This window comes from Streptomyces sp. 3N207 (genome assembly GCF_052246355.1).
Classification (GTDB): domain Bacteria; phylum Actinomycetota; class Actinomycetes; order Streptomycetales; family Streptomycetaceae; genus Streptomyces.
In genome coordinates this window covers 338,487-363,193 of the sequence record NZ_JBQQBV010000001.1, presented here as the reverse complement: position 1 = coordinate 363,193, position 24,707 = coordinate 338,487, and the positions used below count along the sequence as shown (strand labels likewise).

Annotated in this window: 23 protein-coding genes; 18 read left to right on the top strand and 5 right to left on the bottom strand. The window is 70.4% G+C overall.

All coding sequences use genetic code 11. The features are described 5' to 3' along the window. Positions 1–14 precede the first annotated feature (14 nt). Together ACTWP9_RS01670 and ACTWP9_RS01665 are read left to right on the top strand one after the other, a co-directional pair. The gene (locus ACTWP9_RS01670; protein WP_443244108.1) at positions 15–710 is read left to right on the top strand and encodes a hypothetical protein; all 696 of its coding nucleotides are present in this window, start codon (positions 15–17) and stop codon (positions 708–710) included. 48 nt (positions 711–758) lie between these two features. Continuing rightward, the gene (locus ACTWP9_RS01665; RefSeq protein ID WP_443244107.1) at positions 759–1,130 is read left to right on the top strand and encodes a VOC family protein; all 372 of its coding nucleotides are present in this window, start codon (positions 759–761) and stop codon (positions 1,128–1,130) included. 66 nt (positions 1,131–1,196) lie between these two features. Here ACTWP9_RS01665 and ACTWP9_RS01660 read toward each other — a convergent pair whose 3' ends face one another. Both ACTWP9_RS01660 and ACTWP9_RS01655 read right to left on the bottom strand, forming a co-directional pair. Further along, on the bottom strand, positions 1,197–2,543 hold the full coding sequence (locus ACTWP9_RS01660; protein WP_443244106.1) for a polysialyltransferase family glycosyltransferase: 1,347 nt from the start codon (positions 2,541–2,543) through the stop codon (positions 1,197–1,199). After that, positions 2,543–3,601 carry a glycosyltransferase family 2 protein gene (locus ACTWP9_RS01655; RefSeq protein WP_443244105.1) on the bottom strand — a complete coding sequence of 353 codons (1,059 nt, stop codon included), beginning with the start codon at positions 3,599–3,601 and terminating at the stop codon, positions 2,543–2,545. The genes ACTWP9_RS01660 and ACTWP9_RS01655 overlap by 1 nt, the downstream gene beginning before the upstream one ends. 280 nt (positions 3,602–3,881) lie before the next feature. Between ACTWP9_RS01655 and ACTWP9_RS01650 the strand changes: the two genes are divergently transcribed. The 4 genes from ACTWP9_RS01650 to ACTWP9_RS01635 all read left to right on the top strand — a co-directional run bounded on the left by ACTWP9_RS01650 (position 3,882) and on the right by ACTWP9_RS01635 (position 9,124). After that, a complete protein-coding gene (locus ACTWP9_RS01650; RefSeq protein WP_443244375.1) occupies positions 3,882–5,240 on the top strand; it encodes a DUF6716 putative glycosyltransferase in 1,359 nt (452 codons plus the stop codon). Between the two features lie 101 nt (positions 5,241–5,341). Further along, positions 5,342–6,553, top strand: coding sequence for a cytidylyltransferase domain-containing protein (locus tag ACTWP9_RS01645; protein WP_443244104.1), 1,212 nt, complete (start codon positions 5,342–5,344; stop codon positions 6,551–6,553). A 361-nt stretch (positions 6,554–6,914) separates the two neighbouring features. Further along, on the top strand, positions 6,915–7,892 hold the full coding sequence (locus ACTWP9_RS01640) for an N-acetylneuraminate synthase family protein (protein WP_443244103.1): 978 nt from the start codon (positions 6,915–6,917) through the stop codon (positions 7,890–7,892). Between the two features lie 113 nt (positions 7,893–8,005). After that, positions 8,006–9,124 carry a hypothetical protein gene (locus tag ACTWP9_RS01635; protein WP_443244102.1) on the top strand — a complete coding sequence of 373 codons (1,119 nt, stop codon included), beginning with the start codon at positions 8,006–8,008 and terminating at the stop codon, positions 9,122–9,124. Positions 9,125–9,156: 32 nt separating this feature from the next. Here the strand turns inward: ACTWP9_RS01635 and ACTWP9_RS01630 are convergent, their stop codons facing one another. Both ACTWP9_RS01630 and ACTWP9_RS01625 read right to left on the bottom strand, forming a co-directional pair. Further along, positions 9,157–9,603, bottom strand: a complete 447-nt coding sequence (locus tag ACTWP9_RS01630) for an NUDIX domain-containing protein (protein WP_443244374.1) — start codon at positions 9,601–9,603, stop codon at positions 9,157–9,159. 92 nt (positions 9,604–9,695) lie between these two features. Then, the gene (locus ACTWP9_RS01625; RefSeq protein WP_443244101.1) at positions 9,696–11,048 is read right to left on the bottom strand and encodes a tetratricopeptide repeat protein; all 1,353 of its coding nucleotides are present in this window, start codon (positions 11,046–11,048) and stop codon (positions 9,696–9,698) included. Positions 11,049–11,221: 173 nt separating this feature from the next. Between ACTWP9_RS01625 and ACTWP9_RS01620 the strand changes: the two genes are divergently transcribed. The 4 genes from ACTWP9_RS01620 to ACTWP9_RS01605 all read left to right on the top strand — a co-directional run bounded on the left by ACTWP9_RS01620 (position 11,222) and on the right by ACTWP9_RS01605 (position 14,233). Then, on the top strand, positions 11,222–11,980 hold the full coding sequence (locus ACTWP9_RS01620; RefSeq protein ID WP_443244100.1) for a hypothetical protein: 759 nt from the start codon (positions 11,222–11,224) through the stop codon (positions 11,978–11,980). A gap of 86 nt (positions 11,981–12,066) precedes the next feature. After that, complete coding sequence (locus ACTWP9_RS01615) at positions 12,067–12,981, top strand: aminoglycoside phosphotransferase family protein (protein WP_443244099.1); 915 nt, start codon at positions 12,067–12,069, stop codon at positions 12,979–12,981. 2 nt (positions 12,982–12,983) lie between these two features. Then, complete coding sequence (locus tag ACTWP9_RS01610; protein WP_443244098.1) at positions 12,984–13,679, top strand: SAM-dependent methyltransferase; 696 nt, start codon at positions 12,984–12,986, stop codon at positions 13,677–13,679. Positions 13,680–13,699: 20 nt separating this feature from the next. Next, positions 13,700–14,233, top strand: a complete 534-nt coding sequence (locus ACTWP9_RS01605; RefSeq protein WP_443244097.1) for an HAD domain-containing protein — start codon at positions 13,700–13,702, stop codon at positions 14,231–14,233. Between the two features lie 243 nt (positions 14,234–14,476). Here the strand turns inward: ACTWP9_RS01605 and ACTWP9_RS01600 are convergent, their stop codons facing one another. Next, a complete protein-coding gene (locus ACTWP9_RS01600; protein ID WP_443244096.1) occupies positions 14,477–15,151 on the bottom strand; it encodes an NADPH-dependent F420 reductase in 675 nt (224 codons plus the stop codon). 73 nt (positions 15,152–15,224) lie between these two features. On the opposite strand from ACTWP9_RS01600, the gene ACTWP9_RS01595 reads away from it, so the two are divergent. The 8 genes from ACTWP9_RS01595 (at position 15,225) to ACTWP9_RS01560 (ending at position 24,616) form a co-directional block, all read left to right on the top strand. Then, positions 15,225–15,581 (top strand): winged helix-turn-helix transcriptional regulator, encoded by a 357-nt coding sequence (locus ACTWP9_RS01595; protein ID WP_443244095.1) that lies wholly within the window; start codon positions 15,225–15,227, stop codon positions 15,579–15,581. A gap of 156 nt (positions 15,582–15,737) precedes the next feature. Next, positions 15,738–17,159, top strand: a complete 1,422-nt coding sequence (locus ACTWP9_RS01590) for an amidohydrolase (protein WP_443244094.1) — start codon at positions 15,738–15,740, stop codon at positions 17,157–17,159. 326 nt (positions 17,160–17,485) lie between these two features. Further along, positions 17,486–18,517 carry a BMP family lipoprotein gene (locus ACTWP9_RS01585; RefSeq protein WP_443244093.1) on the top strand — a complete coding sequence of 344 codons (1,032 nt, stop codon included), beginning with the start codon at positions 17,486–17,488 and terminating at the stop codon, positions 18,515–18,517. Positions 18,518–18,674: 157 nt separating this feature from the next. After that, complete coding sequence (locus ACTWP9_RS01580; protein ID WP_443244092.1) at positions 18,675–20,414, top strand: ABC transporter ATP-binding protein; 1,740 nt, start codon at positions 18,675–18,677, stop codon at positions 20,412–20,414. Further along, entirely contained in the window at positions 20,411–21,565 is a 1,155-nt protein-coding gene (locus ACTWP9_RS01575) for an ABC transporter permease (protein WP_443244091.1), read from the top strand. Before ACTWP9_RS01580 ends, ACTWP9_RS01575 begins: the two co-directional genes overlap by 4 nt. Then, a complete protein-coding gene (locus tag ACTWP9_RS01570; protein ID WP_443244090.1) occupies positions 21,562–22,875 on the top strand; it encodes an ABC transporter permease in 1,314 nt (437 codons plus the stop codon). Before ACTWP9_RS01575 ends, ACTWP9_RS01570 begins: the two co-directional genes overlap by 4 nt. A gap of 4 nt (positions 22,876–22,879) precedes the next feature. Further along, positions 22,880–23,293, top strand: a complete 414-nt coding sequence (locus tag ACTWP9_RS01565; protein ID WP_443244089.1) for a cytidine deaminase — start codon at positions 22,880–22,882, stop codon at positions 23,291–23,293. 42 nt (positions 23,294–23,335) lie between these two features. After that, the gene (locus ACTWP9_RS01560) at positions 23,336–24,616 is read left to right on the top strand and encodes a thymidine phosphorylase (RefSeq protein ID WP_443244088.1); all 1,281 of its coding nucleotides are present in this window, start codon (positions 23,336–23,338) and stop codon (positions 24,614–24,616) included. Positions 24,617–24,707: the final 91 nt, after the last annotated feature.

Genomic DNA, 24,707 nt, shown 5'->3' with positions numbered 1-24,707 from the left:
GCCACGGTGGAGAGATGGACGGCACGGTGCGCACGGCCGGTGGCGACGGCTGGCAGATGTGGGCGCGTGACCCTGCGCCGCCGCTCGGGCACGCGGTGGCCGCTCCCTATCAGGGCTACCGGGAGCAGCGGGACGCGGCGCTGCGCCGGGCCGAGCTGCCCTGGTGCGGCGTGACGCTGATCCTCAGCTTCGGCGACCGGATCTCCGTCACCCCACGGGTGGACGGGGGCACGCCCGCACCGCCCGTGCCGTACGAGAGCTTTGTCGCCGGACTGTTCGACAGACCCGTCACCACGGAGCACGCCGGGACGCAGCACGGGCTGGAGGCCCAGCTCAGCCCGGCCGGTGCCTGCACCGTCTTCGGCATACCGACCGGTGAGTATGCGAACCAAGTGGTGCCCGTCGAGGAGTTGGCCCGCTCGACACGGCACGGCAGCAGCGTGGCCCGCACCCTTGCGGGGCTGCCGGAGCAGCTGGCCGAGGCCCCCTCATGGGAGGCCCGGTTCGACCTGGTCGACCGGACGCTGGGCCGGCTGACAGCCGACGGACCGGCCATGTCCCCCCAGGTGGCCCACGCCGCCGAACTGCTGACCCGTACCGGCGGCCGTACGACCGTGGGGGAGCTGGCGACCGGCTATCTGGCCGCCCTCGCCGAGGGGGAGCCGGGGGCCTTCCCATTCGTCCAAGACGCGGACCTGGCCGGTGCCTAACGTCGAGGACGCGTTACGGCAAGACGCACAGAGCCCAAGGAGGTCACCATGCCGCTCAACCCCGTACTCACCTACCGCGATCCCCGTGCCGCCCTCGACTTCCTGCAGAAGGCTTTCGGCTTCGAGCCCGTCCACGTCTACGAGGCCGACGACGGCTCGGTCGCCCATGCGGAGCTGCGGTTCGGTGACGGGATCGTCATGCTCGGCACCGCCCGGAACAGCGGCGTGATGGGCGGCCTGGGCCCCGGCGCCGTCTATGTGGCCGTGCAGGACCCGGACGCCCACCACGCCCGGGCCGCGGAGGCGGGCGCCGAGATCGTGCTGCCCCTCACGGACCAGGACTACGGCTCCCGTGAGTACGCCGCCAAGGACCCGGAAGGCAATCTGTGGTCCTTCGGCACCTACGTCGCCAAGGTCTGAACGGGAGCGCCGTCGGCCGGGCGGATCGCGTGGGTCCGCACGTGCGCGGGGAGCCGGTAAGGAGGTTCAGCCCAGGGCCGCGCGCTTGAGGGCGCGGGCGCGGCGGGCGACGCGGCGCACCGTGCGGTTGCGGGGGACGAACGCGAACTGGCGGGGCACGGCGCCGGGGAGGCCCAGCGCGGTCAGCCGGCGGCGCTTGAAGTAGCGGCGGGTCTTGGGGGACAGCCGGGTGGCCAGATAGTGCTCCGCCTCGGGACGCAGCTCCGGATAGATCTGCGACTGCATGCAGAAGCCGACGGCGCGGATCAGCCCTGTCAGCTCGCGGCCCGTCGGCGGGGTGAAGCCGTCGCCCGCGGCAGCGTCGTCCAGGTCGGGCAGCAAGGAGTCCACCAGCGTCACGGGCACCCGGTTGCTGTTCTGGTACGGCGTCACCCGCTCCAGCAGCAGCTCGGTGCCGGTACGGGCCACCGGCAGTCCGTAGAACGCGGACGCCGTCAGCAGCGCCGTCGAGAAGCAGCCCACCACCAGCGCCGGGCGCATCCGCTCGTACAGCACCTCCGCCAGCACCGGTGCGTCCAGCACCGTCAGGCTGATGCCCAGCTCGCCCGCCTCCTTCTCCAAGGCTCGGGAGTGGCGGGCCGGAGCCACCGGGTGCGGTTTGAAGACCACCTCACGGTGGCCGCGCGCCGCGGCGCCGCGCAGCATGCGCAGATGCAGCCGCTCCTCCTCGTCGGTGGAGAGGATGTCCAGCGCGGACAGATACTGGCCCAGCAGCAGCGCCCCGCCGAGCGGTGCTTCCGTCACCGACGGCGGCACGTCCTGCGCCACCTCGGCCAGCACTGCGCGGAACGCGTCCGTGGGGACGACCTCGGGCTCGACCCCGAACTCCGAGAGCAGCAGCGGTGTCAGTCCGGGCACCAGGTCCAGATGGAGCAGCCGCCGCACCCGGGCGCCCACCAGCGGGTCCAGCTTGTTGCGGGTGGGGCCGTAGCTCATCAGCCCGTCCGCATACACCTCGATCGGCGCGTCCGGGAACAGCCGCGCCACCGCCAGCGCGGGATCGACCTGGATCGACTCCAGGACGAGCGCGACCTCGTCATCCGGGCCGTCCCCCAGGCCCCACAGCAGCCGCAGATGGCGTTCCCACAGCGGGGCGTCGTCCGTGCGCGGCGACCAGCCGCCCGGGTGGAAGGGGCGGATCGTCTCGTTCCACGACAGCACCCGGTCGAAGCGGCCACGCAGCCGTTCGAAGCCCGGCATGACATCGAGCGAGGGCGCGGTCTCCGGGTTGGCGGCGTTGTTGCTCACCAACAGCAGCCGCTGGTCGGCGGGTTCGAAGTGGTCCGCGTCGATGGCCGCCGCGAGGGTGGCGGCACCGTAGAGGGTGGAAGCGAAGAACAGCTGCGTACGCATCAGGCCGCCACCTCCGTGTCACGCGCACCTGCGGTGGCGCCGGCCGCGGCGTCGCCGGGGGCGCTGCCCGCCGTACCGGCCGCGGGTTCGTTATGGCCCGGACGCCTGCGGAGCCGACGGAGCCGGGAGGCCCGTTCGCTGTCCATCGAGTCCAGTGCCTCGGAGAGCAGATCCGCCGGGAGCCGCTTGAGCGCCGCCGCGCTCATCGCCCGCAGCTTGCGGGCCACCTGCGGCTCGAACCTGCCGCTGGTGAGGTGATGCGAGATGATCGCGCAGTATGTGCGGATCGCCTTGGGCAGCAGCTGCTGCGCATCCCGGTCCCGCGCGGTCTCGTCGATGACCTGGTCGAAGGCGCGGATGAAGTCCAGCTGCCGTACGTCACCGATCTGGGTGAGCGAGGAGGCCACCCCGCGCCGGTAGAAGACGCCCAGCAGGCCGACGGCGGCGAACGAGCGGGCCTCACGGTGCAGCCGCCAGATCCACGGCCGGTCCTCCGCGGTGCGCAGCCCGTCGGTGAAGTGCAGCAGCCCCTCGTCCAGCAGTCTGCGGTGGTAGATCCCCGCCCAGGCGTAGGCGTAGTCCACGGACGTACTGCGGGTGGCGGGCAGGATCGCCGCGCGCGGGTCGTCCACCGCGCCTCGCCGGCCGTGCGGCACCCGCGCCAGGGTGCGGGAGCGCGCCGTGCACTGGACGTGATCGGTACGGACGAAATCGCAGCCCAGCCGCTCGATGCAGGCGACCAGCTGCTCGTAGTACCCGGGCGCCAGCCAGTCGTCACCGTCCAGGAACGTGACGTATTCGCCGTTCGCCCGGTCCAGTCCGGTGTTGCGCGCGGTCGCCAGACCGCCGTTGCGCGCATGCCGGGTCCGGATCACCTGCGCAACGTCCTTAAGATCGTTTTCGGCGCGTTCCAGAATCTCCGGCGTCTCGTCCTTGGAAGCGTCGTCCACCAGAATGAACTCGAAATCCTGGCGGGCGTTCGCTCGGAGACTGCGAAGCGTTTCCGGGGCGTATGACTGCACGTTGTAAAACGGCACGATGACGGAGAGCTTGACCACCCGAGGGACCTTAGGGTCCATGCCCCGCCCCGTCTTGACCTGCGGCGGGCCCAGGGGTGAACGGCGCGTGGCGGGATGGTGAACGGGGCGGCGGCGCGGGCGGGTTGGGTATTCGTCGGTGTGCTGTTAACCGGCTGTTGCCTTTACGTTGGGCCGCCTTCCGGAATCCCTTTCTAGCGTCGACGACGTGCCCTCCCGAGAAATCCTCTCAGCTTCTGCCGCGAATGCGCCGGCTGCCGCGACCGAACTCGTCCCGAACGAGCGGCCGGCACCGCGCCGGGTGGCCGTCCTGGCGGATTCCGACACCCGCTGGAAATGGGGTGTACTGACCGCTCGCAGGCTGGCGCCCGAGGCCGCCATCGACGGACTCCTGCTGCGCGGTCGCGCCACGCCCACACCGCGCCAGCTCGCCGAGGTCGGCGTCAGCGTCGACACGCTGCGTGAGGTCACCACCGCCGAGTTCCTCCGCGCGGCCACCGCGCCCGGCGCCTACGACGTGATCGTCCTCGGCTGCGTAGGCGGCGCCGTACAGGCCATGCTGCACGGGCTGGGACGAGCCGTTGCCGGGGAAGCCGGCGAGAGCGGGCATGCGCGCCGTCCGGTGGTCGTCACCGGGTACGTCGGTGTCGTCTACGAGAAGCTCGCCGACGGGCTGCTGCTGCGGCACGGCGCCGATGTCGTCCTCGCCAACTCCCGCTACGACGCCGACCGGTTCCGCGCCGTGTACGAGGGCGTGGGCGCCGATGGCGGAAGCGTGGTGGAGTGCGCGCTGCCGTTCCTGGAGGGAACGGGTGAGGCCACCGCGGAGGAGGCGCCGGGCGGTCCGTTCACCGTCGTCTTCGCCGTACAGCCCTCCGTGCCCGCCGGCCGCGCCGACCGTGCCTATCTGCTGCGCCGGGCCGTCGGCCACGCGCTGCGGCACCCCGAGCGCGACGTACTGATCAAACTGCGCAGCAAGCCCGGCGAGCACACCACGCACATCGAGGAACTCCCGTACCAGAAACTGGTCCGCAAGCTGCCCGGCGGACGGGACGGCGCGAGCGGTGGACTGCCGCCCAACTGCCGCCTCGTCTACGGGAACATGGGGGAGATCCTCGACCGGGCGCAGCACACCGGCGGGCTGCTGGTGACGGTCAGCTCGACCGCGGCCCTGGAGTCCCTGCACCGGTCCATCCCCACCGCCGTCCTCACCGACCTCGGCGTCCGCGAGGCCCTGGGCAACCACTACTTCACCGGTTCGGGCTGCCTCGCCTCCTGGGACGAGCTCGACGACGGCCTGCTGCCGGAAGCCGACGAGAAGTGGGTGCTGCGGCAGGGCGTGCGCGGCGGCGACGGCTTCGCAGCCGCCCGCGAACGGGTCGCCGAACTCGTCACCTGCTCGACCGGTGACGGACTGCCGCCCCTCGCGCCGTACTACACCGTCCGGACAGCGCCCGGCTATCTGCCCGGCATCCTGCGCCGCTACGGGCTCGAACCGGACGGATCGCCGGCGGGCGGCGTGAGCGACGAATCCGCCGACGGTCTCGGTGCGGCCGGGCGCGGTGTCGTACGGCGCGTCGTCCGCGAAGCCGCGCGGGGCGCCTACCGGCACGGCGTCCAGCGGGTCGCACCGCTGATCCGGAAGGCGGGCGAACTGTGATGCCACACCCGGACGCCCTCCCGTCCCCGTCGGCCTCGTCGGCCGCGCCCAAGCTTCGTTCCTCTGCTCTGTCCGAGTCCTTGTCTCACTCAGGAGCCAGCATGTCCCCAACCCCCGCCGTGCTCGCGGTGATACCGGCCCGGGGCGGGTCGAAGGGCGTGGCCGCCAAGAACCTCGCCCCGGTCGCGGGCGTTCCGCTCGTCGCCCGCGCCGCACGCGAGTGCCTGGCCGCGCGGAACGTCACCGACGTGGTCGTCTCCACCGACGACACGGCCATCGCCGAGGCAGCCCGCTCCGCCGGCGCCGAAGTGGTCGAACGGCCCGCCGACATCGCCGGTGACCTGGCCACCAGCGAGGCTGCCGTGCTGCACGCCATGGACGTGTACGAGAAGCGGCACCGCCGACCGCTGCAAACCGTGCTGCTCGTGCAGTGCACCAGCCCCTTCCTCGTACGGGAGGACGTCGAGCAGGTGGCGGCGGCCGTCATCGAGGACGATGCGGACAGCGCGCTGACGGTGGCCCCGTTCCACGGCTTCGTATGGCGGGACGGTGCCTCTGAGGACGGTTCGGACGCGGCGCACAGTGCGTACGGCGTCAATCACGACCGTGCCGTACGCCCCCGGCGGCAGGACCGGCCCGAGGACCTGCTGGAGACCGGCGCCGCCTATGCCATGGACGCCATGGGATTCCGGGAGTCGGGGCACCGGTTCTTCGGGCGCACGGCTGTCGTCCGTACCGACCCCGCCCGCGTACTGGAGATCGACGACCCGCACGACCTCGCCCGCGCCCGCGCGCTGGCGCCCCTGCTGGACGCCCGACGCGACGGTCCGGGCGCTCTGCCGACGCGGGAGGACGTGGACGCGGTCGTACTGGACTTCGACGGCACCCAGACCGACGACCGGGTCTACATCGACTCGGAGGGGCGGGAGATCGTCTCCGTGCACCGCGGTGACGGACTCGGCATCGCCGCGCTGCGCCGCTCCGGCCTGGAGGTGCTGATCCTCTCCACGGAGACCAACCCGGTCGTGGCGGCCCGCGCGGCGAAGTTGAAGCTGCCGGTGCTGCACGGCATCGACCGTAAGGACCTCGCGCTCAAGCAGTGGTGCGAGGAGAAGGGCATCGCGCCGGAGCGCGTGCTCTACGCCGGCAACGACGCGAACGACCTGCCGTGCTTCGCGCTGGCGGGCTGGCCCGTCGCCGTCGCCGACGCCCACGACGTGGTGCGGGCCGCCGCCCGGGCGGTCACCACGCGGGGCGGCGGAGCGGGGGCCGTCCGCGAGATCGCGGGGTGGCTGGTGGGGGCGGAGCTGTGAGGGGGCGGCGCGTCGGCCCGCGGGAGGGGCGGAGCTTCGGGGCCTTGGAGGGGTGGAGCGTCGGGGCCCCGGAGGGCCGGAGCTTCGGGGCCCCGGAGGGGGGAGCCCCGGGGCGCGGTGGGGCGGGGTCGCGGTGGGAGGGGGTGGGGCGGCAACTGGAGGGGCGCAGGCTCAGCGCTTTGGTTGGGCCCACCCACAAAGGAAGCCCGCCGGAGCCCCCCGACGCCCCCACCCGCCGCCGCCTCCTGACCAGCACAAAACCTACCCCGCCCGCACTACCCACCACCCCGAAAACCGCCCCCAAAACCACCCACTGACCTTCTGCACCCACGCAAGAACGAAACCCCCGGAAATGGTGAACATGTCCAGCAACGCCCAGCACACCAACGGCCACGGCATCGCCCACGCCACCCCCCGCGTCCGCACCCTCGGCGCCAAGACCGTCGGCCCTGGCCACCCCGTCTACGTCACCGGCGAGATCGGCATCAACCACAACGGTGACCTCGACAACGCGTTCGCCCTCATCGACGCCGCCGCCGAGGCCGGCTGCGACGCGGTCAAGTTCCAGAAGCGGACCCCCGAGATCTGCACCCCGCGCGACCAGTGGGACCTGGAGCGCGACACTCCCTGGGGCCGTATGACCTACATCGACTACCGGCACCGCGTCGAGTTCGGCGAGGACGACTACCGCGCCATCAGCGAGCACTGCGCCAAGCGCGGCATAGACTGGTTCGCCTCCCCGTGGGACGAGGAAGCCGTCGCCTTCCTGGAGAAGTTCGACGTGCCCGCGCACAAGGTGGCCTCCGCCTCGCTCACCGACGACGACCTGCTGCGTGCCCTGCGCGCCACCGGCCGCACGATCATCCTCTCCACCGGCATGTCCACCCCCAAGCAGATCCGGCATGCGGTCGAGGTGCTGGGCAGCGAGAACATCGTGCTCTGCCACGCGACCTCCACCTACCCGGCCAAGGCCGAGGAACTGAACCTGCGGATGATCCACACCCTCCAGGACGAGTTCCCCAACGTTCCGATCGGCTACAGCGGCCACGAGACCGGCCTCCAGACCACCCTGGCCGCCGTCGCGCTCGGCGCCGTCTTCGTGGAGCGGCACATCACCCTCGACCGCGCCATGTGGGGCTCGGACCAGGCCGCCTCCGTCGAGCCGCAGGGCCTGCAGCGCCTGGTGCGGGACATCCGCACCATCGAGGAGTCCCTCGGCGACGGCGTCAAGAAGGTGTACGACAGCGAGCTGGCGCCCATGCGCAAGCTGCGCCGCGTCAAGGGCGTCGTGGCCGAGGAGGCCGACGCCACCGAGACCCGCGAGCCGGTCACGGTCTGACGGGGGCACTGCCCACCGTCCAGTACCACCCGCACCACAACACCGCGCACAACCCCCCACAGCGGAACGGAGCGTATGCGCACATGTCCCGTAGCCGCTCCGCACAAGGAGCGATGAGTCGAGAGGGCGGGGCCGACCCCGGGACGGGAGCGCGGGACGGGGCTCTCGCATTTGTCGAGAGCCCCGTCCAGCTCCTCAACGTCCTCGAATGGGCGCACAACCACCCCGCGCCCGACACCGCGACCCCCCTCACACTCGTCGTGCTGCCCCCGCACGACCCCATGACCCGCGGCCAGTTGCGCCGGATGGCGGAGCTGGCCCGCGACGAGGGGATCACCGTGCGCTGGCAGGAGGCCCGCGACGGGATCGGGGGTGCCGTGACGGGCGTGCTGGCCCTCGCGCGCAGGCTGCGCCGGGCCCGCACTCTGGTGATCGGCGATCCCTTCTCGCGCTACGTCCAGTTGCTGCTCGCCCTCACCCCCGCCCGCGCCGAACGGCGGATCACCGTGGTGGACGACGGCACCGCCACCATGGAGTTCGTCGCCCAACTCGCCAGTGGCGAACGGTTCGTACGCTGGCACCGGCGCGGCGTACGGGGAGGAGCGCGCGGACTGCTCTTCGCGCCGATCTCCCGCCGCGCACGCCACTGCCTCACCCCCCGCCCGGACGGCAGGCGTCCCGTGGAGGTCTTCAGCTCCATGCCGGTGGAGCCGCCCGAGAACGTGATCGTGACGGCCAACGAATTCGCCTGGACCCGCTCCAGGTTCGGACCGCCCCGCCTCACCAAGGGTGCCGACCTGGTGGGCACTTCTCTCGTGGAGACGGGCGTGGTGGACACCGAGCGCTATCTGGAGGCGGTCGCCTCGCTGGCCCGCGACTACGGCGCCACCCGCTATTTCGCCCACCGCCGCGAGAGCAACGAGAAGCTCCAGCAGGTCAGTGCCGCCACCGGGCTGGAGATCGTCCGCCCGGACCTGCCGCTCGAACTGGTCGCGCGCCGTGGCCCCGTCGGCCGCACGATCCTCAGCTTCCCCTCCACCGTCGTCCACACCCTGCCGCTGGCCCTCGCGGGCACCGCCGTGACCGTGGCCGTATGCGACGTCGACCCCGCCTGGCTGACCCGCAACGCCTCACCCCGCGCCCAGGGCTTCCTCGCCGGCGTCACCGGCACAGCCCGCGGCGCCCGCCGCCTCCCCTCAGCCCTCCCCTCCCCACCGGGCCAGAGCGCCTAGCCGTATCTCACAAAGGACGGACCGTCGCGGTCTCAGTCGGCCCAGCCATCGAGGGAAACCTGTGGCCCCTCCGCGAGATAACCGTGCAGAGCGTTGGCAGTCGTGTTGACGAATTCCTTGGGGATCGCGTCAGCCCCGACCCAACGGACCTGGGCATGCTTGCGGGGCTCGCGGTTCTCCGGTTCGCCGGACCATTCGTGGGCGACGAAGACCACGGTCAGAAAGCCGTTGGGGGCCTCGACGCCCCAGGCGCTGTGGATGATATGGGCGACACGGAGGTCTTCCGGCCGCACAGTGACGCCGGTCTCCTCGTACAGCTCGCGGACCGCCGTGGCGGTGATGGGCTCGCCGGGATCGCTCTTGCCGACCGGGAGATCCCACTGACCCTGAGCGAACTTCGCGTTGGGCCCGCGCTGGAGGAGCAGGACGCGGTCCGTGGCTTTGTCGTGGACGATGACGGCGGCGACGAGCAGCGTCATGGAGTCCAGGGCGGGCGGGAGAGCGGCGGGCTGGTCGGTCCGCGGGTGAGCCACGGGGTGGTTCCCTTCGTTCGCCGGTGGTGGTCGTGATGCTAGAGGAGAGCCTCGCGGGCGCGGCGGGCGAGTTCGGCGGCACCGGGAACGCCTCGCCGTTGGTAGATGGCCAGGGTCGGCCGGATGCTGGTGATTGCCTTGCGGGTGCGGTCCGAGGTCATGCCGTCCATGAGGTCGAGGGCTGAGGTCCAGGCCGCTACGGCCTCGTCGGCACGGGCCTGGGCGGCGAGGCTGTCGCCGAGGTCTGCGTGGGTGAGGGCGTGGACGCGTTTGTACTTGGCCCGGTCCCAGCGGGTGAGGGCCGCGCGGTGCTGGATCTCGGTGCCGGGGTGGTCGGCGAGGTCCGTAAGAGTTCGGGCGGTGTGGCTGGCTACGGTGCCGGCGGCCGGTCCGGAGACGAGCGAGTAGCTGGGTTGCGGCCGGTCGTCGCGTAGCAGCGCATCTTCGGCGGCGAGTAGAGCGCGGGCAGCGGCGGGCTTCTCGCCGACGGCCGCGTAGGCGCGGGCGTGAGTGATGTGGAGCATGGCTTCGGTCTGGCCATCGACGTGGCCGAGACCTCGGGCAAGAGCGCCTTCTACGAGATCGACGCAGTGGTGGGGCTGCTTGAGGCTGAGGGCCTGGTGGGCGAGGGCGCGCATCATCCATGCGGCGTGTGCGTTCGGATCGGCCTCGCAGGCGAGCTGGTACCCAACCTGGTAGTACCGCTGGGCGGCGCCTTCTTGGCCGAGGTCGTGCTGTTTCCAGCCTGCCAGGTATGCGAGTTCGGCAACCGCGCCGAACGCTTGGCGGCGGACGTGTTCGCTGGGAAAGCTGGCCCGGAGCATCGGCGCGGCCGTGTCAGCGAGATAGGCAGTGACGGTAGTGAGGCCGTGGCCGCCGCCGAGGCGTTCGTCGGCATCGCTGAAGGCGGTGGTGATGTGCCGTACGACCTCCACGTCGTCCTCGCCCACCAGCATCTGTCCGGAGCGGGCCTGAAGCAGGCGGGAGGTGGCTTCGTGGTCGTAGCCCAGCGGCATTGCCACCCCGGCTGTGGTGAACGCGGCGACTGCCAGGAAGCGGCGGCGTTCAACGTCCGCGCGGCCCAAGTCAGTGGCGGTTGCCACGGGATCTTCGCTGGTCGGCGGCTCGGACGTGTCCTCGTACCCGAGCTCGCGGGCGGTGACCGTACGGCCGAGCCGGCGGGACAGCACCTCCGCGAGGTATCGCGGTACACGCCCGGTTGGCCGTCTCGTGCCGTTGGCCCAGTGTGAGACAGCCGACTTGTTGGTCTGAAGCAGTTCGCCGTTCTCTGCCGCCACCTGTCGCACGGCGCGGGCTAGAGCGTCATACGTGTACTGCGCCTCAGCGATGACGTCGCGGAGACGTTCATTGGGCTGGTGTCTGGGTGCCACAGGCTTCTCCCCGGAGCCGGGCTGTAAACCGCGTATACCACCTTGCGTGCACAACACCGTACCGGCTGTGAGCACTTGTGGGTTCACTGAGTGCAGGCCGCCCGGGAAGCGGCACCCATCCGCTCCCCGAGCCCGGGCGGCCCTCCTAACCGTGCGAGAGACGGAGGCCATCCATGACCACCCTCGACACCACGACCATCTCGGTCGAACTCCCCGAGGCGTTCGATCCAAGCTGGAACCGCCTGCCCGGCGTCAGCGTAGACGGGCACCGCCTCAGCCTGGACCCGGCCGAGTACTTCTTCCGCTTCGAATCCCACAGCTGGCTGCTTGCCGACTGGGAGCAGGTCAAGGTCGAACTGCTGCCAGCGCAGGAGAGCACAGAGCAATCGGTGGAGCAGATGGCGCTGGAGTTCGTGAAAGCCCATGCCTCACCGACCACGGACGCGGCCCGGGTCCTCGCGACTGCGTACGAGGTGTACGCCTATCTGTTCCGCGCGGAACACTTGCCGAGCCTCGGCCTGCCCCAGATCACGGAGGACCACCTGCGAATGCTCCGCCAGGCGGCGACGCTGATGGCACTCAACAAAGTCGAGCTGGACGGCCACATCTCCAACGTCGGCCCGTGCTGGTTCTTCCCCGCCGCCACCTCTGTGGTCTTCGACCTGGACAACGAAATGGGCGGACTGCTGGACGAGGTGTACCACGGCGGCTGGTTCAACGAGTACCGCCGCATCGAGTCGGTCAAGGCGCACGCCGCCCTTGGCGGTCGCCTGGTGCACGGCTGCCAGTCGGTGCCCGACCAGACCGGCGGCGTCGTCGCTCCCTACGGCGCATCCTTGTCCACCTTCCGCGAGGAGCTCTCCGCGCTGAAGGCCGACTGGATCGCCCAGGTTTACGCCTACCGCCAGCCGCAGCCGACTACGGCAGCCTGACCAGCGCCCCCCGTACCGCTGTGGGGCGAGCGGAGGCCCTTGGCGCTCGCCCCACAGCACCACCCCTCACTTCAGGAGCACTACCGATGGACCAGCAACACGCCGCGGACGAACTCATCTCGGACCTGTGCACGCTTGCCAGCCGTCCGATCCCGCAACGTGAGGAGATGCGCGTGTGGTCGATGTCGGGCGTCGAGCGGCTGACCTTCCCCGACGACACGACATGCATCTTCAAGTACGCGCGAAGGCCCTTCGATGGCGAGGATCAGGCGCTTCGCATGGCGCGCACGCGTGGCGTCCCAGTGCCCCGGCTTCACACGTCCGCTGTGCGGGAGGGCTGGCTGGGCATGTTCATGGACGACCTCGGCGCCCCCGAGCGTGAGGCCGATGACCTCGACGGTGCTGCCGCCGCAGTGGTCCTGCACGCCGCCCGGCCGGCCACGGTCCTGTCGCTCCTGGACGAGTCACGCCTTGCTGCCCTGCCGACCCGTGCGCTCGATCACCTCGGCGAGCTGCGGAAGGCCGAACGCTGGGCCGATGCCGAAGATGTGGAACATCTGCTGGACCGTCTTGCCCAGGCCGCCCGGCTGAGGGCGCAGGGAGCCACTCTCGCACCGTTCGGCTGGGTGCACTCCGAGTTCCACCCGACCAGCCTCCACATCAACGCAAATGGTTGGCGCCTGCTGGACTTCGCGCGGGCATTCACCGGCCCCGGATTGCTCGACCTGGCCTCCTGGCACGGCACGGTCGAGGCGCCCGACCCGCAGCGGCTCCGCGCGCTCATGGACACATACGTTGCCGCGGGCGGAACCTCGGATGCACTCGCCGAGCGGGGTGGTCTGGCCGCCGAGCGGTGGGCGCTGGGCTGGCATCGGGTGTGGGCTGTGGAGTGGTTCATGGAGCAGGCCATCCGATGGATCAACGATCCGGCCACCGATCCGGCCTACCTCTCCGTCGTACGCCGCCATCTCGCGGATGCTGTCGAGTTGCTGGAGGTCTAGCGATGCGGCTTGCGCATCCCTCCCCTTGGCACGCACATGCTGTTCAGCGGCTGGCAGAGGGACCTGCAAGGGCGCTGTTACCGCCCCCTCGGATGGAGTGGACCCCACATCCTGGCCATGGACCGGGCTCCGAAATTCTGGGGCCTGGGACCCCCGGGCGTCGGGTTGTAGAGCTGGGATGCGGACCTGGACACAACATCGCTCACCTGGCAGCCCACCAGTGCGTCAAGGGCACTGGCGTGGACCTCGTCGGCCTTCAGATCCGCCGTGCCCGCAGTCACTACGGCCATATCGACAAGCTCACTTTCGCGGCCGGCCACGCACTGCACTATCTCCAGGCCACCCAAGAGCGCTTCGATGTCGTCTACTCCGTCTTTGGTGCCGTGGGCATCGTTTCGCCGGGCCTGCTCCTCCCCGCGATTCACGAGCGTCTCCTTCCGCACGGCCTGCTGGCCTTCTCCGTGCCCCATCCCCGCCGCAGTGGATGGCCTCCCGCGATACATGACGGCCCAGCGCACGACTTCGTGCTCCTGCCTGACCACAATCGACTGCCCATCGCGCGATGGGAGTTCGACGTAGACCGGTGGGCCCAGCAACTTCACCGGGCTGGTCTCACCCTGACGGGCGCATTGGAATTCGCCCATCCCACAGAGAGCGGCAGTCCCACGACGCTCCTCATCACAGCACGCAGGTTCTGACGCCCCTCTCGGAGGCCCTCATGCGCAAGCCTTACCTGCTCCTTGACATCGACGGCGTACTCATCCCTTTTCCGGACGCCGACGGGTCGGTTCCGTCCTCGCACACCCGTCACAGCGTCACCCCGACAGGTCGTGCCGCCCCAGTTGACGTATGGCTCGACCCGGCCCACGGCAGGATGATCAAAGCGCTGCTAGCCGAAGAAATCGTCGCCATTCACTGGTGCACCAGTTGGCGAGCCGACGCCTCGGCATTGATCGCGCCGATCCTCGGCCTGCCTGAGCTCCCACATTTAGAGTTGCCCCGTCCCAACATCACCACTAGCCACCCCAACGGCTACCTGTGGAAGCGCGACTACGTTTCGGAGTGGCTCGGGGAAGCGCCTGTCATCTGGATCGATGATGACTTCACCGACTCGGACCACGAATGGGGCGAGCAGCGAGAGCAGCGTCGAATTCCGACGCTCCTCGTGCAGCCCGACCCATATCGTGGCCTGGAGGCCGACCACTTGGCCGCTGTTCGTGAATGGGTCGCTTTCCCGCGCTTGGCGGCGTAAGGCCCCCACCGGCTGCGCCGGCGATGTCGCTCTCCCTGGACAGCCATGGGCGAGGCGGCAGCGGTCGTGTCTACTGACGCAGTGTTCACGCGTGCCTGCAGCGTCCGGGGTACTACGCCTGCACATGGCTGCCGCTGCCTGTCGTTTGCTGGATCAGGCCGATCAGTTGGCGTGTGAGGAGGGTGGGGACCTTCGGCCATAGGTGTGGCCACGGCCTGTTCCAGCCTGGGGGCCGGCCCTCGCTCACAACCCCGCCCCCGCCGCATACGCCAGCGGCGGTGCTATCGCCTGCGCATCCGCCCCCTCTCCGACCCACAGCCCGATGAAGAGCGCGGCGGTCGCCTCCAGCAGCCCGGCACGTTCGAGTCCGCCTCCGGCCACCGGCTCGCAGCCGGCATCCCGCACCAGCTCACCGACGAGCGCGAGGGCCGCCGTGTCGTCGCCGCAGACCGGGACCGCCAGTGGACGGTCGTCGAAGACCGGCGGGTTCATGCGCCACACGTCCTCATGGCAGAGGTTGAACGCCTTGACGACCCGCGCGCCGGGGGCCGCCGCGGCCAGCTGCTGCGCTGCCGAGGGGCCGTCTCCGGTCAGCAGCCGAAAACCGGGCCCCACCGGGTTGGAGCAGTCGACCAGCACCTTCCCGTCCAGGAGTTCTCGCAGCTCACCCGCCACCTCCTGCCCCACGCCGTACGGCAACGCGGCCAGCACCACCTCGCCGAACCCGGCCGCCGCGGGCAGGCTCCCGTGCCGCACGCCGCCTCCGTCGGCAACGTCGCCAGCATCGCCGATACGCGCCGCGAGCCGCCGCGCCTTCGCCTCGTCCCGTCCTCCGACGATCACCTCGTGCCCGGCCCGCACCCAGTGCGTCGCGAGCGCGTCCGCCATATTGCCCGTTCCCAGTACGCCGATCCGCATCAAAGGCTCCTCTCTGCGCGGTTCAAGTGCTTTCGGAAGGACACTAGGGAGCCGGTCAGGCACCATTCGGTACGTGACGACCGATGCCTTCCTCGCCGACTGCCGGGCCCGCCTCGCCTTCGATCTGCTCTCCAACACCTGGAACGCCGTGGTCCTCTGGGCGCTGCGCGACGGCCCCTGCCGCCATGGGGAGCTGCGCGAACGGATCGGCGGCATCAGCTCGAAGGTCCTCACCGAAACGGTGCGGCGCCTGGAGTTCAACGGCCTGGTGGAACGGCACGCCTACGCGGAAGCCCCGCCCCGCGTGGAATACGAACTCACGCCCCTCGGCCGCACCCTGCTCGCCCCCATCGACACCATCGGTGCCTGGGCCTTCGCACACGGCGACGAGGTGATGGCAGCCCAGGACCGGGCAACCGGGCTCCAGTGACCCCGCGGCTGTCCACGGGCCGCGCGCAAAGCGCGTAGGTATACCCAGCCGCATCTGGACATAACCGCCGCGCCACCGAAATTTTCTTCCCCTGGAGGATTGAACTTTGGTGGATCTCTAGTGAGTTGCGGTGTCAAGGGGCCTACTCTTCGGACCATGAACGAACTCCTGTCCCCTGCAGCACCGGAGGTAGACGCACGCGGGGCCGCCGGCGTACTTCCCGAGCTGCCCGGCCGGCTGACCGAATCCCTCCGCCGCGAGCTCATCGCTTTCCGTCGCGACCTCCATATGCACCCAGAGCTGGGTAACCAGGAGTTCCGCACGACCACCGCCCTCAAGACCAGGCTGGAGCGGGCGGGGCTGCGTCCCCGGGTGCTGGCCATGGGCACCGGGCTCATCTGCGACATCCACCCGACGGTGGCGGGGGAGGGGGCAGGGGACGAATCGGGCGCCGCCCACCAGGGCGCCGTCGATCAGGGCGCCGCCGATCAGGGCGCCGCCGACCACCGCACCGTCGCCCCAGGCGCCGCCGACCACCGCACCGTCGCCCAGGGTGCCCCGGAGGGCTCCGTCCCCCCTCAGCCCCCGACCCCGCACACCGCCCCGCCGCCGATGCTGGCTCTCCGCGCCGACATCGACGCGCTGCCCATCCCGGACACCAAGGACGTGCCGTACCGCTCGACGGTCCCGGGCCGGGCGCACGCGTGCGGGCACGACGTACACACCACCGTCGTGCTCGGTGCCGGCCTGGTGCTGGCCGAGCTGGCGCGCGCGGGTGCGCTGCACCGTCCCGTACGGCTGCTGTTCCAGCCCGCCGAGGAGGTGCTGCCGGGCGGCGCTGCCGACGCGGTGGACTGCGGGGTGCTGGACGGAGTGGGCGCGATCCTCGCCGTGCACTGTGATCCGCGGGTGGACGTGGGCCGCATCGGGCTGCGCGCGGGGCCGATCACCTCGGCCTGCGACCGGCTGGAGGTCGTGCTCAGCGGTGCCGGCGGGCACACCGCGCGGCCGCATCTGACGACCGACCTGGTCACGGCCGCCGCAAAGCTGGTCACCGAGGCGCCTGCGCTGCTGGCCCGCCGGGTGGACGCGCGCTCCGGGCTGTCGCTGACCTGGGGCCGGATCGAGTCCGGGCACGCGCCGAACGTGATCCCGCAGCGCGCCGAGCTGTCCGGCACGCTGCGCTGCCTGGACCTGCCGACCTGGCGCGAGGCCCCCGACCTGGTGCACGCGGCCATCGACGAGCTGGCGACGCTGCACCGGGCCAAGTGCGAGCTGACCTACGTACGCGGGGTGCCGCCCGTGGTCAACGAGCCGTCGGCGACGGCGCTGCTGCGCGAGGCGATGGCAGCGCGTTCCGGTGCGGCCTCCGTGGAGACGACGGAGCAGAGCCTGGGCGGCGAGGACTTCTCCTGGTATCTGGAGCATGTGCCGGGGGCGATGGCCCGGCTGGGGGTGCGGCCCGTGGGCGACCGCCGGACCCGCGATCTGCACCAGGGCGATTTCGACGCGGACGAGGCCGCGATCACCACCGGCGTCGAACTTTTCACGGCCGCCGCGCTGCTGCACCGTTCCTGACGGTGCGCACCCCCGCGCCCCGCGGACCTTTGGGGAGGGCCCGGCCGAACTGGGCCCCCTCCGCGGTAGCTCCTTTTCCTCCACTCCCTGTGCCCGCGTCGACGAGAAAGCCCCCCGGCGGCGACAAGACGGGGGTAAGCGGGGATAACAAGACGGGGATAAAAGGGGCAGCTCCGTGGAAGTCGCCGCCGTTCGCGACGATCCGATAACAGCGGTTCCCGTTTTCTTCTGCTGGAAATCTACGCGCGTTAATCTGTGGCCGTCTCAAGGGCCGGAACCCTCCTGCGGTGCCGGAACCTGTGCTCCACGACTCGAAGGGGACTCTGTTGCGTCGGGTAACAAAGCTGGCTGCCGCGGTCACCGCCGCTGCGGCTCTCGCACTGACGGCCACCGCGTGCGGTGAGAGCTCTACGGAGTCGGGTGGCAAGAAGAACAAGGGCGTCGGACTCGCTTTCGACGTCGGCGGCCGGGACGACCACTCGTTCAACGAGGCGGCGGCCCGCGGTACCGACAAGGCCGAGAAGGAACTCGGCGTCAAGACCAAGGAGATGACCGCCGGCAACAACGAGACGGAGGAGACCCGCGAGCAGCGCCTCTCCTCCCTCGCGAAGGCGGGCTACAACCCGGTCATCGGCGTCGGCTTCAACTACGGCAAGTCCGTCAACAAGGTGGCCAAGGACTTCCCCGACACCACGTTCGGCGTGGTGGACGAGCAGTCCCACGCCAAGAACGTCGTCGGGATGACCTTCGCCGAGAACGAAGCCTCCTACCTGGTCGGCGTGGCCGCGGCCAAGAAGACCAAGAGCAACAAGGTCTCCTTCATCGGCGGTGTGGACAACGCGCTCATCCAGAAGTTCGAGGCGGGCTACGTCAAGGGCGTCAAGGACACCAACCCCAAGATCAAGGTCGAGGTCGACTACCTCTACAAGGAGTCGGACAAGGGCTTCAACGACCCCGCGCGCGCCAAGAGCATGGCCAAGGGCATGCTCGCCCGCGGCAACGACGTGATCTACACGGCGGCCGGCCAGTCCGGCGCGGGATCCATCGAAGAGGTCAGCAAGAAGAAGGGCGCCTGGGCCATCGGGGTCGACTCCGACCAGTACCGGCAGAAGGGCCTGGAGAAGTACAAGGACGCCATCCTGACCTCGTCGGTCAAGAACGTCGACGTCGCCGTCTACGAACTGATCAAGAGCGTCAAGGACAAGAAGCCGCTCACCGGCAACCAGACCTTCTCCCTCAAGGAGAAGGGTGTCTCCGTCGCCACGTCCGGCGGCTTCATCGACGACATCAAGGGCGACATCGACAAGGCCGGCGAGGACATCACCTCCGGCAAGGTCAAGGTCCCGGCCAAGCCGTGACCTGGCGGGGACGGCACCGTACGCTGCGCGGCGCACCACCGCGGCGCGTACGGTGCCGCCCTTGGTCCCCCGTCGTCCCGTAGGCCCTCGTAGTCCCTGTTAGTCCCCCAGGTAGCCCGGTGTGGCCCCAGCGCCAGCAAGGGAGCGCGTCAGTCAAGTGTCCAGCGAGTCCAGCGGCAGCAGCGGCGCGCCGTCCGGGGCGGGCCAGGGGCCCGCGGCGGCCGTCGAACTGCGCGGCATCACCAAAAGGTTCCCCGGCGTCGTCGCCAACCGCGATATCGACATCCGGGTCGACCCTGGCACCGTGCACGCCCTCGTGGGCGAGAACGGCGCGGGCAAGTCCACCCTGATGAAGATCCTCTACGGCATGCAGCGGCCGGACGAGGGCACCATCAGCGTCGATGGCGAGTACGTCAGCCTGCACAGTCCGGCGGACGCCATCGCCCGCGGTATCGGCATGGTGCACCAGCACTTCATGCTGGCCGACAACCTCACCGTGCTGGAGAACACCGTTCTGGGCGCGGAGAAGCTGCACGGCATCGGCTCCCGTGCCCGTAAGAAGGTCAGAGAGCTGTCCGACGCCTATCAGCTCGGCATCCGCCCGGACGTCCTCGTCGAGGAGCTCGGCGTGGCCGACCGGCAGCGGGTGGAGATCCTCAAGGCCCTCTACCGCGGCGCCCGCATCCTCATCCTCGACGAGCCGACCGCCGTACTGGTCCCGCAGGAGGTCGACGCGCTCTTCGCCAACCTGCGCGAACTCAAGGCCGAGGGCCTGACGGTGCTGTTCATCTCGCACAAGCTGGGCGAGGTGCTGTCCGTCGCCGACGCGATCACCGTCATCCGGCGCGGTACGACGGTGGCGTCCGTACGGCCCGAGGAGACGACACCCAAGCAACTCGCGGAGCTGATGGTGGGCAGCGAGCTGCCGTCGGCCGAGACCCGCGAGTCGACGGTCACCGACGAGCCGATGCTGTGCGTGAAGGGCCTGCACCTGTCGGCGACCGACCCCGACGGCGGCCGGCGCACCGTGCTGGACGGGATCTCCCTCACCATCCACAAGGGCGAAGTGCTCGGCGTCGCCGGTGTGGAGGGCAACGGGCAGGCCGAACTGGTCGAGGCCATCATGGGCATGAGCGACCCGGACGACGGCACCGTCACCCTCGACGGCCGGGACATCTCGCACGCCTCCACCCGCATCCGGCGCGAGAGCGGCATCGGCTACATCCCCGAGGACCGCCACCGGCACGGGCTGCTGCTGGAGGCCCCGCTGTGGGAGAACCGCATTCTGGGGCACGTCACCGAGAAGCCCAACGCCAAGGGCCCGGCGCTCGGTATCCCCGGCGCGCCCCAGCTGCTGGCCCTCAAGGAGGCGCGGGCCGACGCGGAGCGGATCGTCGCCGAGTACGACGTACGCACCCCCGGCATCGAGGTGACCGCCGCCAGCCTCTCCGGCGGCAACCAGCAGAAGTTCATCGTCGGCCGCGAGATGAGCCATGAACCCAAGCTCCTGATCGCCGCGCACCCCACCCGGGGTGTGGACGTCGGCGCACAGGCGCAGATCTGGGACCAGATACGCACGGCCCGCCGCGAGGGCCTGGCCGTGCTGCTGATCTCCGCCGACCTGGACGAACTGATCGGCCTCTCGGACACCCTGCGGGTGATGTACCGGGGCCGGCTGGTGGCGGACGCCGACCCGGCGACCGTCACCCCGGAGGAGCTGGGCTCGGCGATGACCGGCGCGGCCACCGGCCACCTGGAGCACCGGGAGGACGACGCGGAGCCGGACGGCGCGGACGATCCGCAGGACGCAGAGCCGGACGGCGCGGACGATCCGCAGGACGCGGACGCACCGCAGGATGCCGACAGCACCGACTCCGAGAGGGGAGGCGACAAGTGAGCCGTCTCAAGGACAAGTTCAGCGCCCAGGCCGTCCTACAGGCACTGGCCGCGCCGGCGCTCGCCCTCCTCGCAGCGTTCGTGCTCTCCTCCGCCGTCATCGCGGTGACCGGCAAGGACCCGTTCCACGCCTTCTTCGTCATGATCGACTTCGGCTCGAAGAGCGACAGCCAGGTCTGGATCATCAACAAGGCGATCCCGTACTACCTCTCGGCGGCGGCCGTGGCCATCGGCTTCCGGATGAACCTCTTCAACATCGGGGTGGACGGGCAGTACCGGGTGGCCGCGTTCTTCGCCGCGGTGGTCGGCGGGGCGCTCGCGCTGCCCGGCGCGCTCCAGATCCCGCTGATCATCCTCGTCGCGATGGCCGTCGGGGCGCTGTGGGCCGGCATCGCAGGCGTGCTCAAGACGACCCGCGGGGTCAGCGAGGTCATCACCACGATCATGCTGAACTCCATCGCGGGTTCGCTGATCGGCTACTTCCTCGCCGAGGACAAGCTGGCGGTCAAGGACGGCAACCTCTTCCATACGCCGGACATCCCCGCCTCCAGTCACTTCTTCCTCATCCCGACCACGCCCGACCCGATCTACGGCACCGTGATCATCGCCGTCCTCATCGGGCTCGCCTACTGGTTCGTGCTGGGCCGCACCCGCTTCGGCTTCGACCTGCGCGCGGTGGGACGCAGCGAGTCGGCGGCCTCCGCCAGCGGCGTCAGCGTCCGCCGGATGGTCGTCACCAGCATGGTGCTCTCCGGCGCCGTCGCGGGCCTGGTCGGCATCCCGACGCTGCTGAACAAGTCCTTCAGCTACGGCACCGACTTCCCCACCGGCGTCGGCTTCACCGGCATCGCCATCGCCCTGCTGGGCCGCAACCACCCCATCGGCATGGCACTGGCCGCGCTGCTGTGGGGCTTTCTCGAACGCACCGGCCTCCAGCTGGAGTTCGAGGGATACGCCCAGGAGATCGTCGGCGTCATGCAGGGGATCATCGTGCTGTGTGTGGTCATCGCGTACGAGATCGTCCGCCGCGTCGTGCTGCGCAGGCAGCAGAGCGAGGTCGGCGCCGAGCTGAGCGCCCGCAGCGCTCAGGGCGCAGCAGACCCCGAGAGCGCAGAGAGCACCCAGGCTAAGAAGGCGGGGACCACCGCATGAGCACCACCACGCCCTCCTCGTCCGCGTCCTCCGCACCGAAGAACGCGTCCGCGGGGCCCGCGGCCCCGAGCGGCAAGCGCAAGCTCTCCTACCCGCTCGTCCTGCTGCTCATCGCGGGCGGACTGCTGCTGCTCTCCCTGATCCGTGTCGTCACCGGCGACGAGCAGCTCAGCAACAGCGACCAGTTCTCCTCCGCGCTGAGCGCCGCCGTGCCCATCGGACTGGCCGGACTCGGCGGGCTGTGGGCCGAACGCGCCGGCGTCATCAACATCGGCCTCGAAGGCATGATGATGCTCGGCACCTTCGCCGCCGGCTGGATCGGCTGGCAGCACGGGCCGTGGATGGCGATCCTCGCCGGGATCGTCGGCGGCGCCCTGGGCGGACTGCTGCACGCGCTGGCCACCGTCACCTTCGGCGTCGACCACATCGTCTCCGGTGTCGCCCTCAACATCCTCGCGCTCGGCCTCGTCCGCTATCTGGCCAAGCTGTGGTTCGGAGCGCCCGGCAGCGAGGCCGCCCAGGCGGGCGGCAACGACAAGCAGTCCCCGCCGATGGACAGCATGCCCGACTTCACCGTCCCCGGGCTGGCCGACGGGTTGGGCAGCATCGAGAAGCACCACTGGTTCCTCGTCTCCGACCTGGCGGGCATCCTGCGCGCCCTGGTCGACGACGTCTCCTGGGTGACGGTGCTGACCGTGCTGCTGTTCGTCGGCAGCTTCTACGTCCTGTGGCGCTCCTCCTTCGGACTGCGGCTGCGCTCCTGCGGTGAGAACCCGGTGGCCGCCGAGTCGCTGGGTGTGAACGTCTACACCTACAAGTACGCGGCGCTGGCCATCTCCGGCGCGCTGGCCGGGCTCGGCGGCGCGTTCCTCGCCGTCGGCGTGCACATCTACCAGGAGAACCAGACCGGTGGCCGCGGCTACATCGGCCTCGCCACCATGATCTTCGGCAACTGGCGCCCCGGCGGCGTTGCCATGGGAGCCGGACTGTTCGGCTTCATGGACGCGCTGCGCGTCGTCGGCGGCGGCACCACGGTGCACGCCATGCTGCTGCTGATGGCCGTCCTGCTGGTGGGACTCGCCGTCTGGAAGCTGCGCTCGGGCCTGCGCGGCGCCCGTATCCAGGCCGCCGTCAGCCTCGTTATCGCCGTGCTGCTCGTGCTGTGGTACGCGCTGACCGACACCGTGGCACTGGAGTTCGTCGAGATGACCCCATACGTCACGACGCTGCTGGTGCTCTCCCTCGCGGCCCAGCGGCTACGTGCGCCACGCGCGATCGGCAAGTCGTACCGCCGAGGCGAGGGAACGTAGAGCCGTGCACGATGCGCCCGACATCCACAAGGTCGACTGGGAAGCCCTGCGGGAGCGGGCCCGGGCAGCGATGGCCCGGGCCTACGCCCCCTACTCGGGCTTCCCCGTGGGCGCCGCAGCCCTGGTGGACGACGGCCGCACCGTCACCGGCTGCAACGTCGAGAACGCCTCGTACGGTGTCGGACTGTGCGCGGAATGCGGCCTGGTGAGCGAGCTGTTCGCCACGGGCGGGGGCCGCCTGGTGGCGTTCGCCTGCGTGGGCGGTGCCGACGGCAGGGTCGTCGCGCCCTGCGGACGCTGCCGCCAGCTGCTGTGGGAGCACGGCGGCGGCGCCCTGCTCGTCGAGGCACCCTCGGGGGTGCGGCCACTCTCCGAACTGCTGGTGGACGCCTTCGGGCCGGACGATCTGGCCCACTGACCGGCACCGGTCGTCGAAAGGAACAGGTAGACATTCATGGCCATGGACGCCATCTCCGTCATCCGCGCGAAGCGCGACCGCCAGGAGCTGACCGGCGAGCAGATCGACTGGGTCATCGACGCCTATACGCGCTCAGTGGTGGCCGACGAACAGATGTCGGCCCTCGCCATGGCCGTCTACCTCAACGGCATGACCCGTACGGAAATCTCCCGCTGGACGGCGGCGATGATCGCCTCCGGTGAGCGGATGGACTTCGGCGCCCTGGACCGCCCCACCGCGGACAAGCACTCCACGGGCGGCGTCGGCGACAAAATCACCCTGCCGCTCGCCCCCTTGGTGGCCGCCTGCGGCGCGGCCGTCCCCCAGCTCTCCGGCCGCGGCCTCGGCCACACCGGCGGCACCCTCGACAAACTGGAGTCCATCCCCGGCTGGCGGGCCTCGCTGACCAACGCCGAGATGATGAACGTCCTCCAGGACGTCGGCTCCGTCATCTGCGCGGCGGGCGACGGACTGGCCCCCGCCGACAAGCGGTTGTACGCCCTGCGCGATGTGACGGGCACGGTGGAATCCCTCCCCCTGATCGCCTCGTCCATCATGTCCAAGAAGATCGCCGAGGGGACCGGCGCCCTTGTCCTGGACGTCAAGGCGGGCTCCGGCGCGTTCATGAAGAACGTCGACGACGCCCGCGAACTGGCCGCCACGATGGTCGAACTGGGCCATGACCACGGCGTACGGACAGTCGCCCTCCTCACCGACATGAACACCCCGCTGGGCCTGACGGCGGGCAACGCGCTCGAAGTCCGCGAGTCGATCGAGGTCCTGGCGGGCGGCGGCCCCGCGGATGTCGTGGAACTCACCGTCGCCCTGGCCCGCGAAATGCTCGACGCGGCGGGCCTGCCGGACGCCGACCCGGCCAAGGCCCTCGCCGACGGCTCCGCCATGGACGTCTGGCGCCGCATGGTCACCGCCCAAGGCGGTGACGCTGACGCGGAGCTGCCCACGGCGAGGGAGCGCCATGTGCTGACGGCGCCGGTGTCCGGCGTCCTGACCCGCCTGGACGCCTACGCCATCGGCCTCGCCGCCTGGCGCCTCGGCGCGGGCCGCGCCCGCAAGGAGGACTCCGTCCAGGCGGGAGCGGGCGTCGAGTTGCACGCCCGCCCGGGCGACCCCGTAACGGCGGGCGCCCCCCTCCTCACCCTCCACACGGACACCCCGGAAGCGTTCGCCTACGCGGAGGCGGCACTGGAGGGAGCCATCGACATCAGCCCGGCGGACTCGGTCTCGTTCGCACCGACTCCGCTGATCCTGGACCGTATCGGATAGTCGCGGAGCCAGGAATCCGTGAGGAGAGTTCGGCCGCTGGTGAGCGGCACAAAGGGTTGCTGGTCACGGTAAGTTGGCGTGCGGTGGTTCG

Bases quoted from the DNA above. Each gene is read 5' to 3' on its own strand.
- ACTWP9_RS01560 (WP_443244088.1), top strand. From the start codon at position 23,336: ATGGACGCCATCTCCGTCATCCGCGCGAAGCGCGACCGCCAGGAGCTG.
- ACTWP9_RS01610 (WP_443244098.1), top strand. From the start codon at position 12,984: ATGCGGCTTGCGCATCCCTCCCCTTGGCACGCACATGCTGTTCAGCGG.
- ACTWP9_RS01630 (WP_443244374.1), bottom strand. From the start codon at position 9,603: ATGACGCTGCTCGTCGCCGCCGTCATCGTCCACGACAAAGCCACGGAC.
- ACTWP9_RS01570 (WP_443244090.1), top strand. From the start codon at position 21,562: ATGAGCACCACCACGCCCTCCTCGTCCGCGTCCTCCGCACCGAAGAAC.
- ACTWP9_RS01605 (WP_443244097.1), top strand. From the start codon at position 13,700: ATGCGCAAGCCTTACCTGCTCCTTGACATCGACGGCGTACTCATCCCT.
- ACTWP9_RS01640 (WP_443244103.1), top strand. From the start codon at position 6,915: ATGTCCAGCAACGCCCAGCACACCAACGGCCACGGCATCGCCCACGCC.
- ACTWP9_RS01635 (WP_443244102.1), top strand. From the start codon at position 8,006: ATGAGTCGAGAGGGCGGGGCCGACCCCGGGACGGGAGCGCGGGACGGG.
- ACTWP9_RS01600 (WP_443244096.1), bottom strand. From the start codon at position 15,151: ATGCGGATCGGCGTACTGGGAACGGGCAATATGGCGGACGCGCTCGCG.
- ACTWP9_RS01645 (WP_443244104.1), top strand. From the start codon at position 5,342: ATGTCCCCAACCCCCGCCGTGCTCGCGGTGATACCGGCCCGGGGCGGG.
- ACTWP9_RS01620 (WP_443244100.1), top strand. From the start codon at position 11,222: ATGACCACCCTCGACACCACGACCATCTCGGTCGAACTCCCCGAGGCG.
- ACTWP9_RS01590 (WP_443244094.1), top strand. From the start codon at position 15,738: ATGAACGAACTCCTGTCCCCTGCAGCACCGGAGGTAGACGCACGCGGG.
- ACTWP9_RS01660 (WP_443244106.1), bottom strand. From the start codon at position 2,543: ATGCGTACGCAGCTGTTCTTCGCTTCCACCCTCTACGGTGCCGCCACC.
- ACTWP9_RS01615 (WP_443244099.1), top strand. From the start codon at position 12,067: ATGGACCAGCAACACGCCGCGGACGAACTCATCTCGGACCTGTGCACG.
- ACTWP9_RS01670 (WP_443244108.1), top strand. From the start codon at position 15: ATGGACGGCACGGTGCGCACGGCCGGTGGCGACGGCTGGCAGATGTGG.
- ACTWP9_RS01665 (WP_443244107.1), top strand. From the start codon at position 759: ATGCCGCTCAACCCCGTACTCACCTACCGCGATCCCCGTGCCGCCCTC.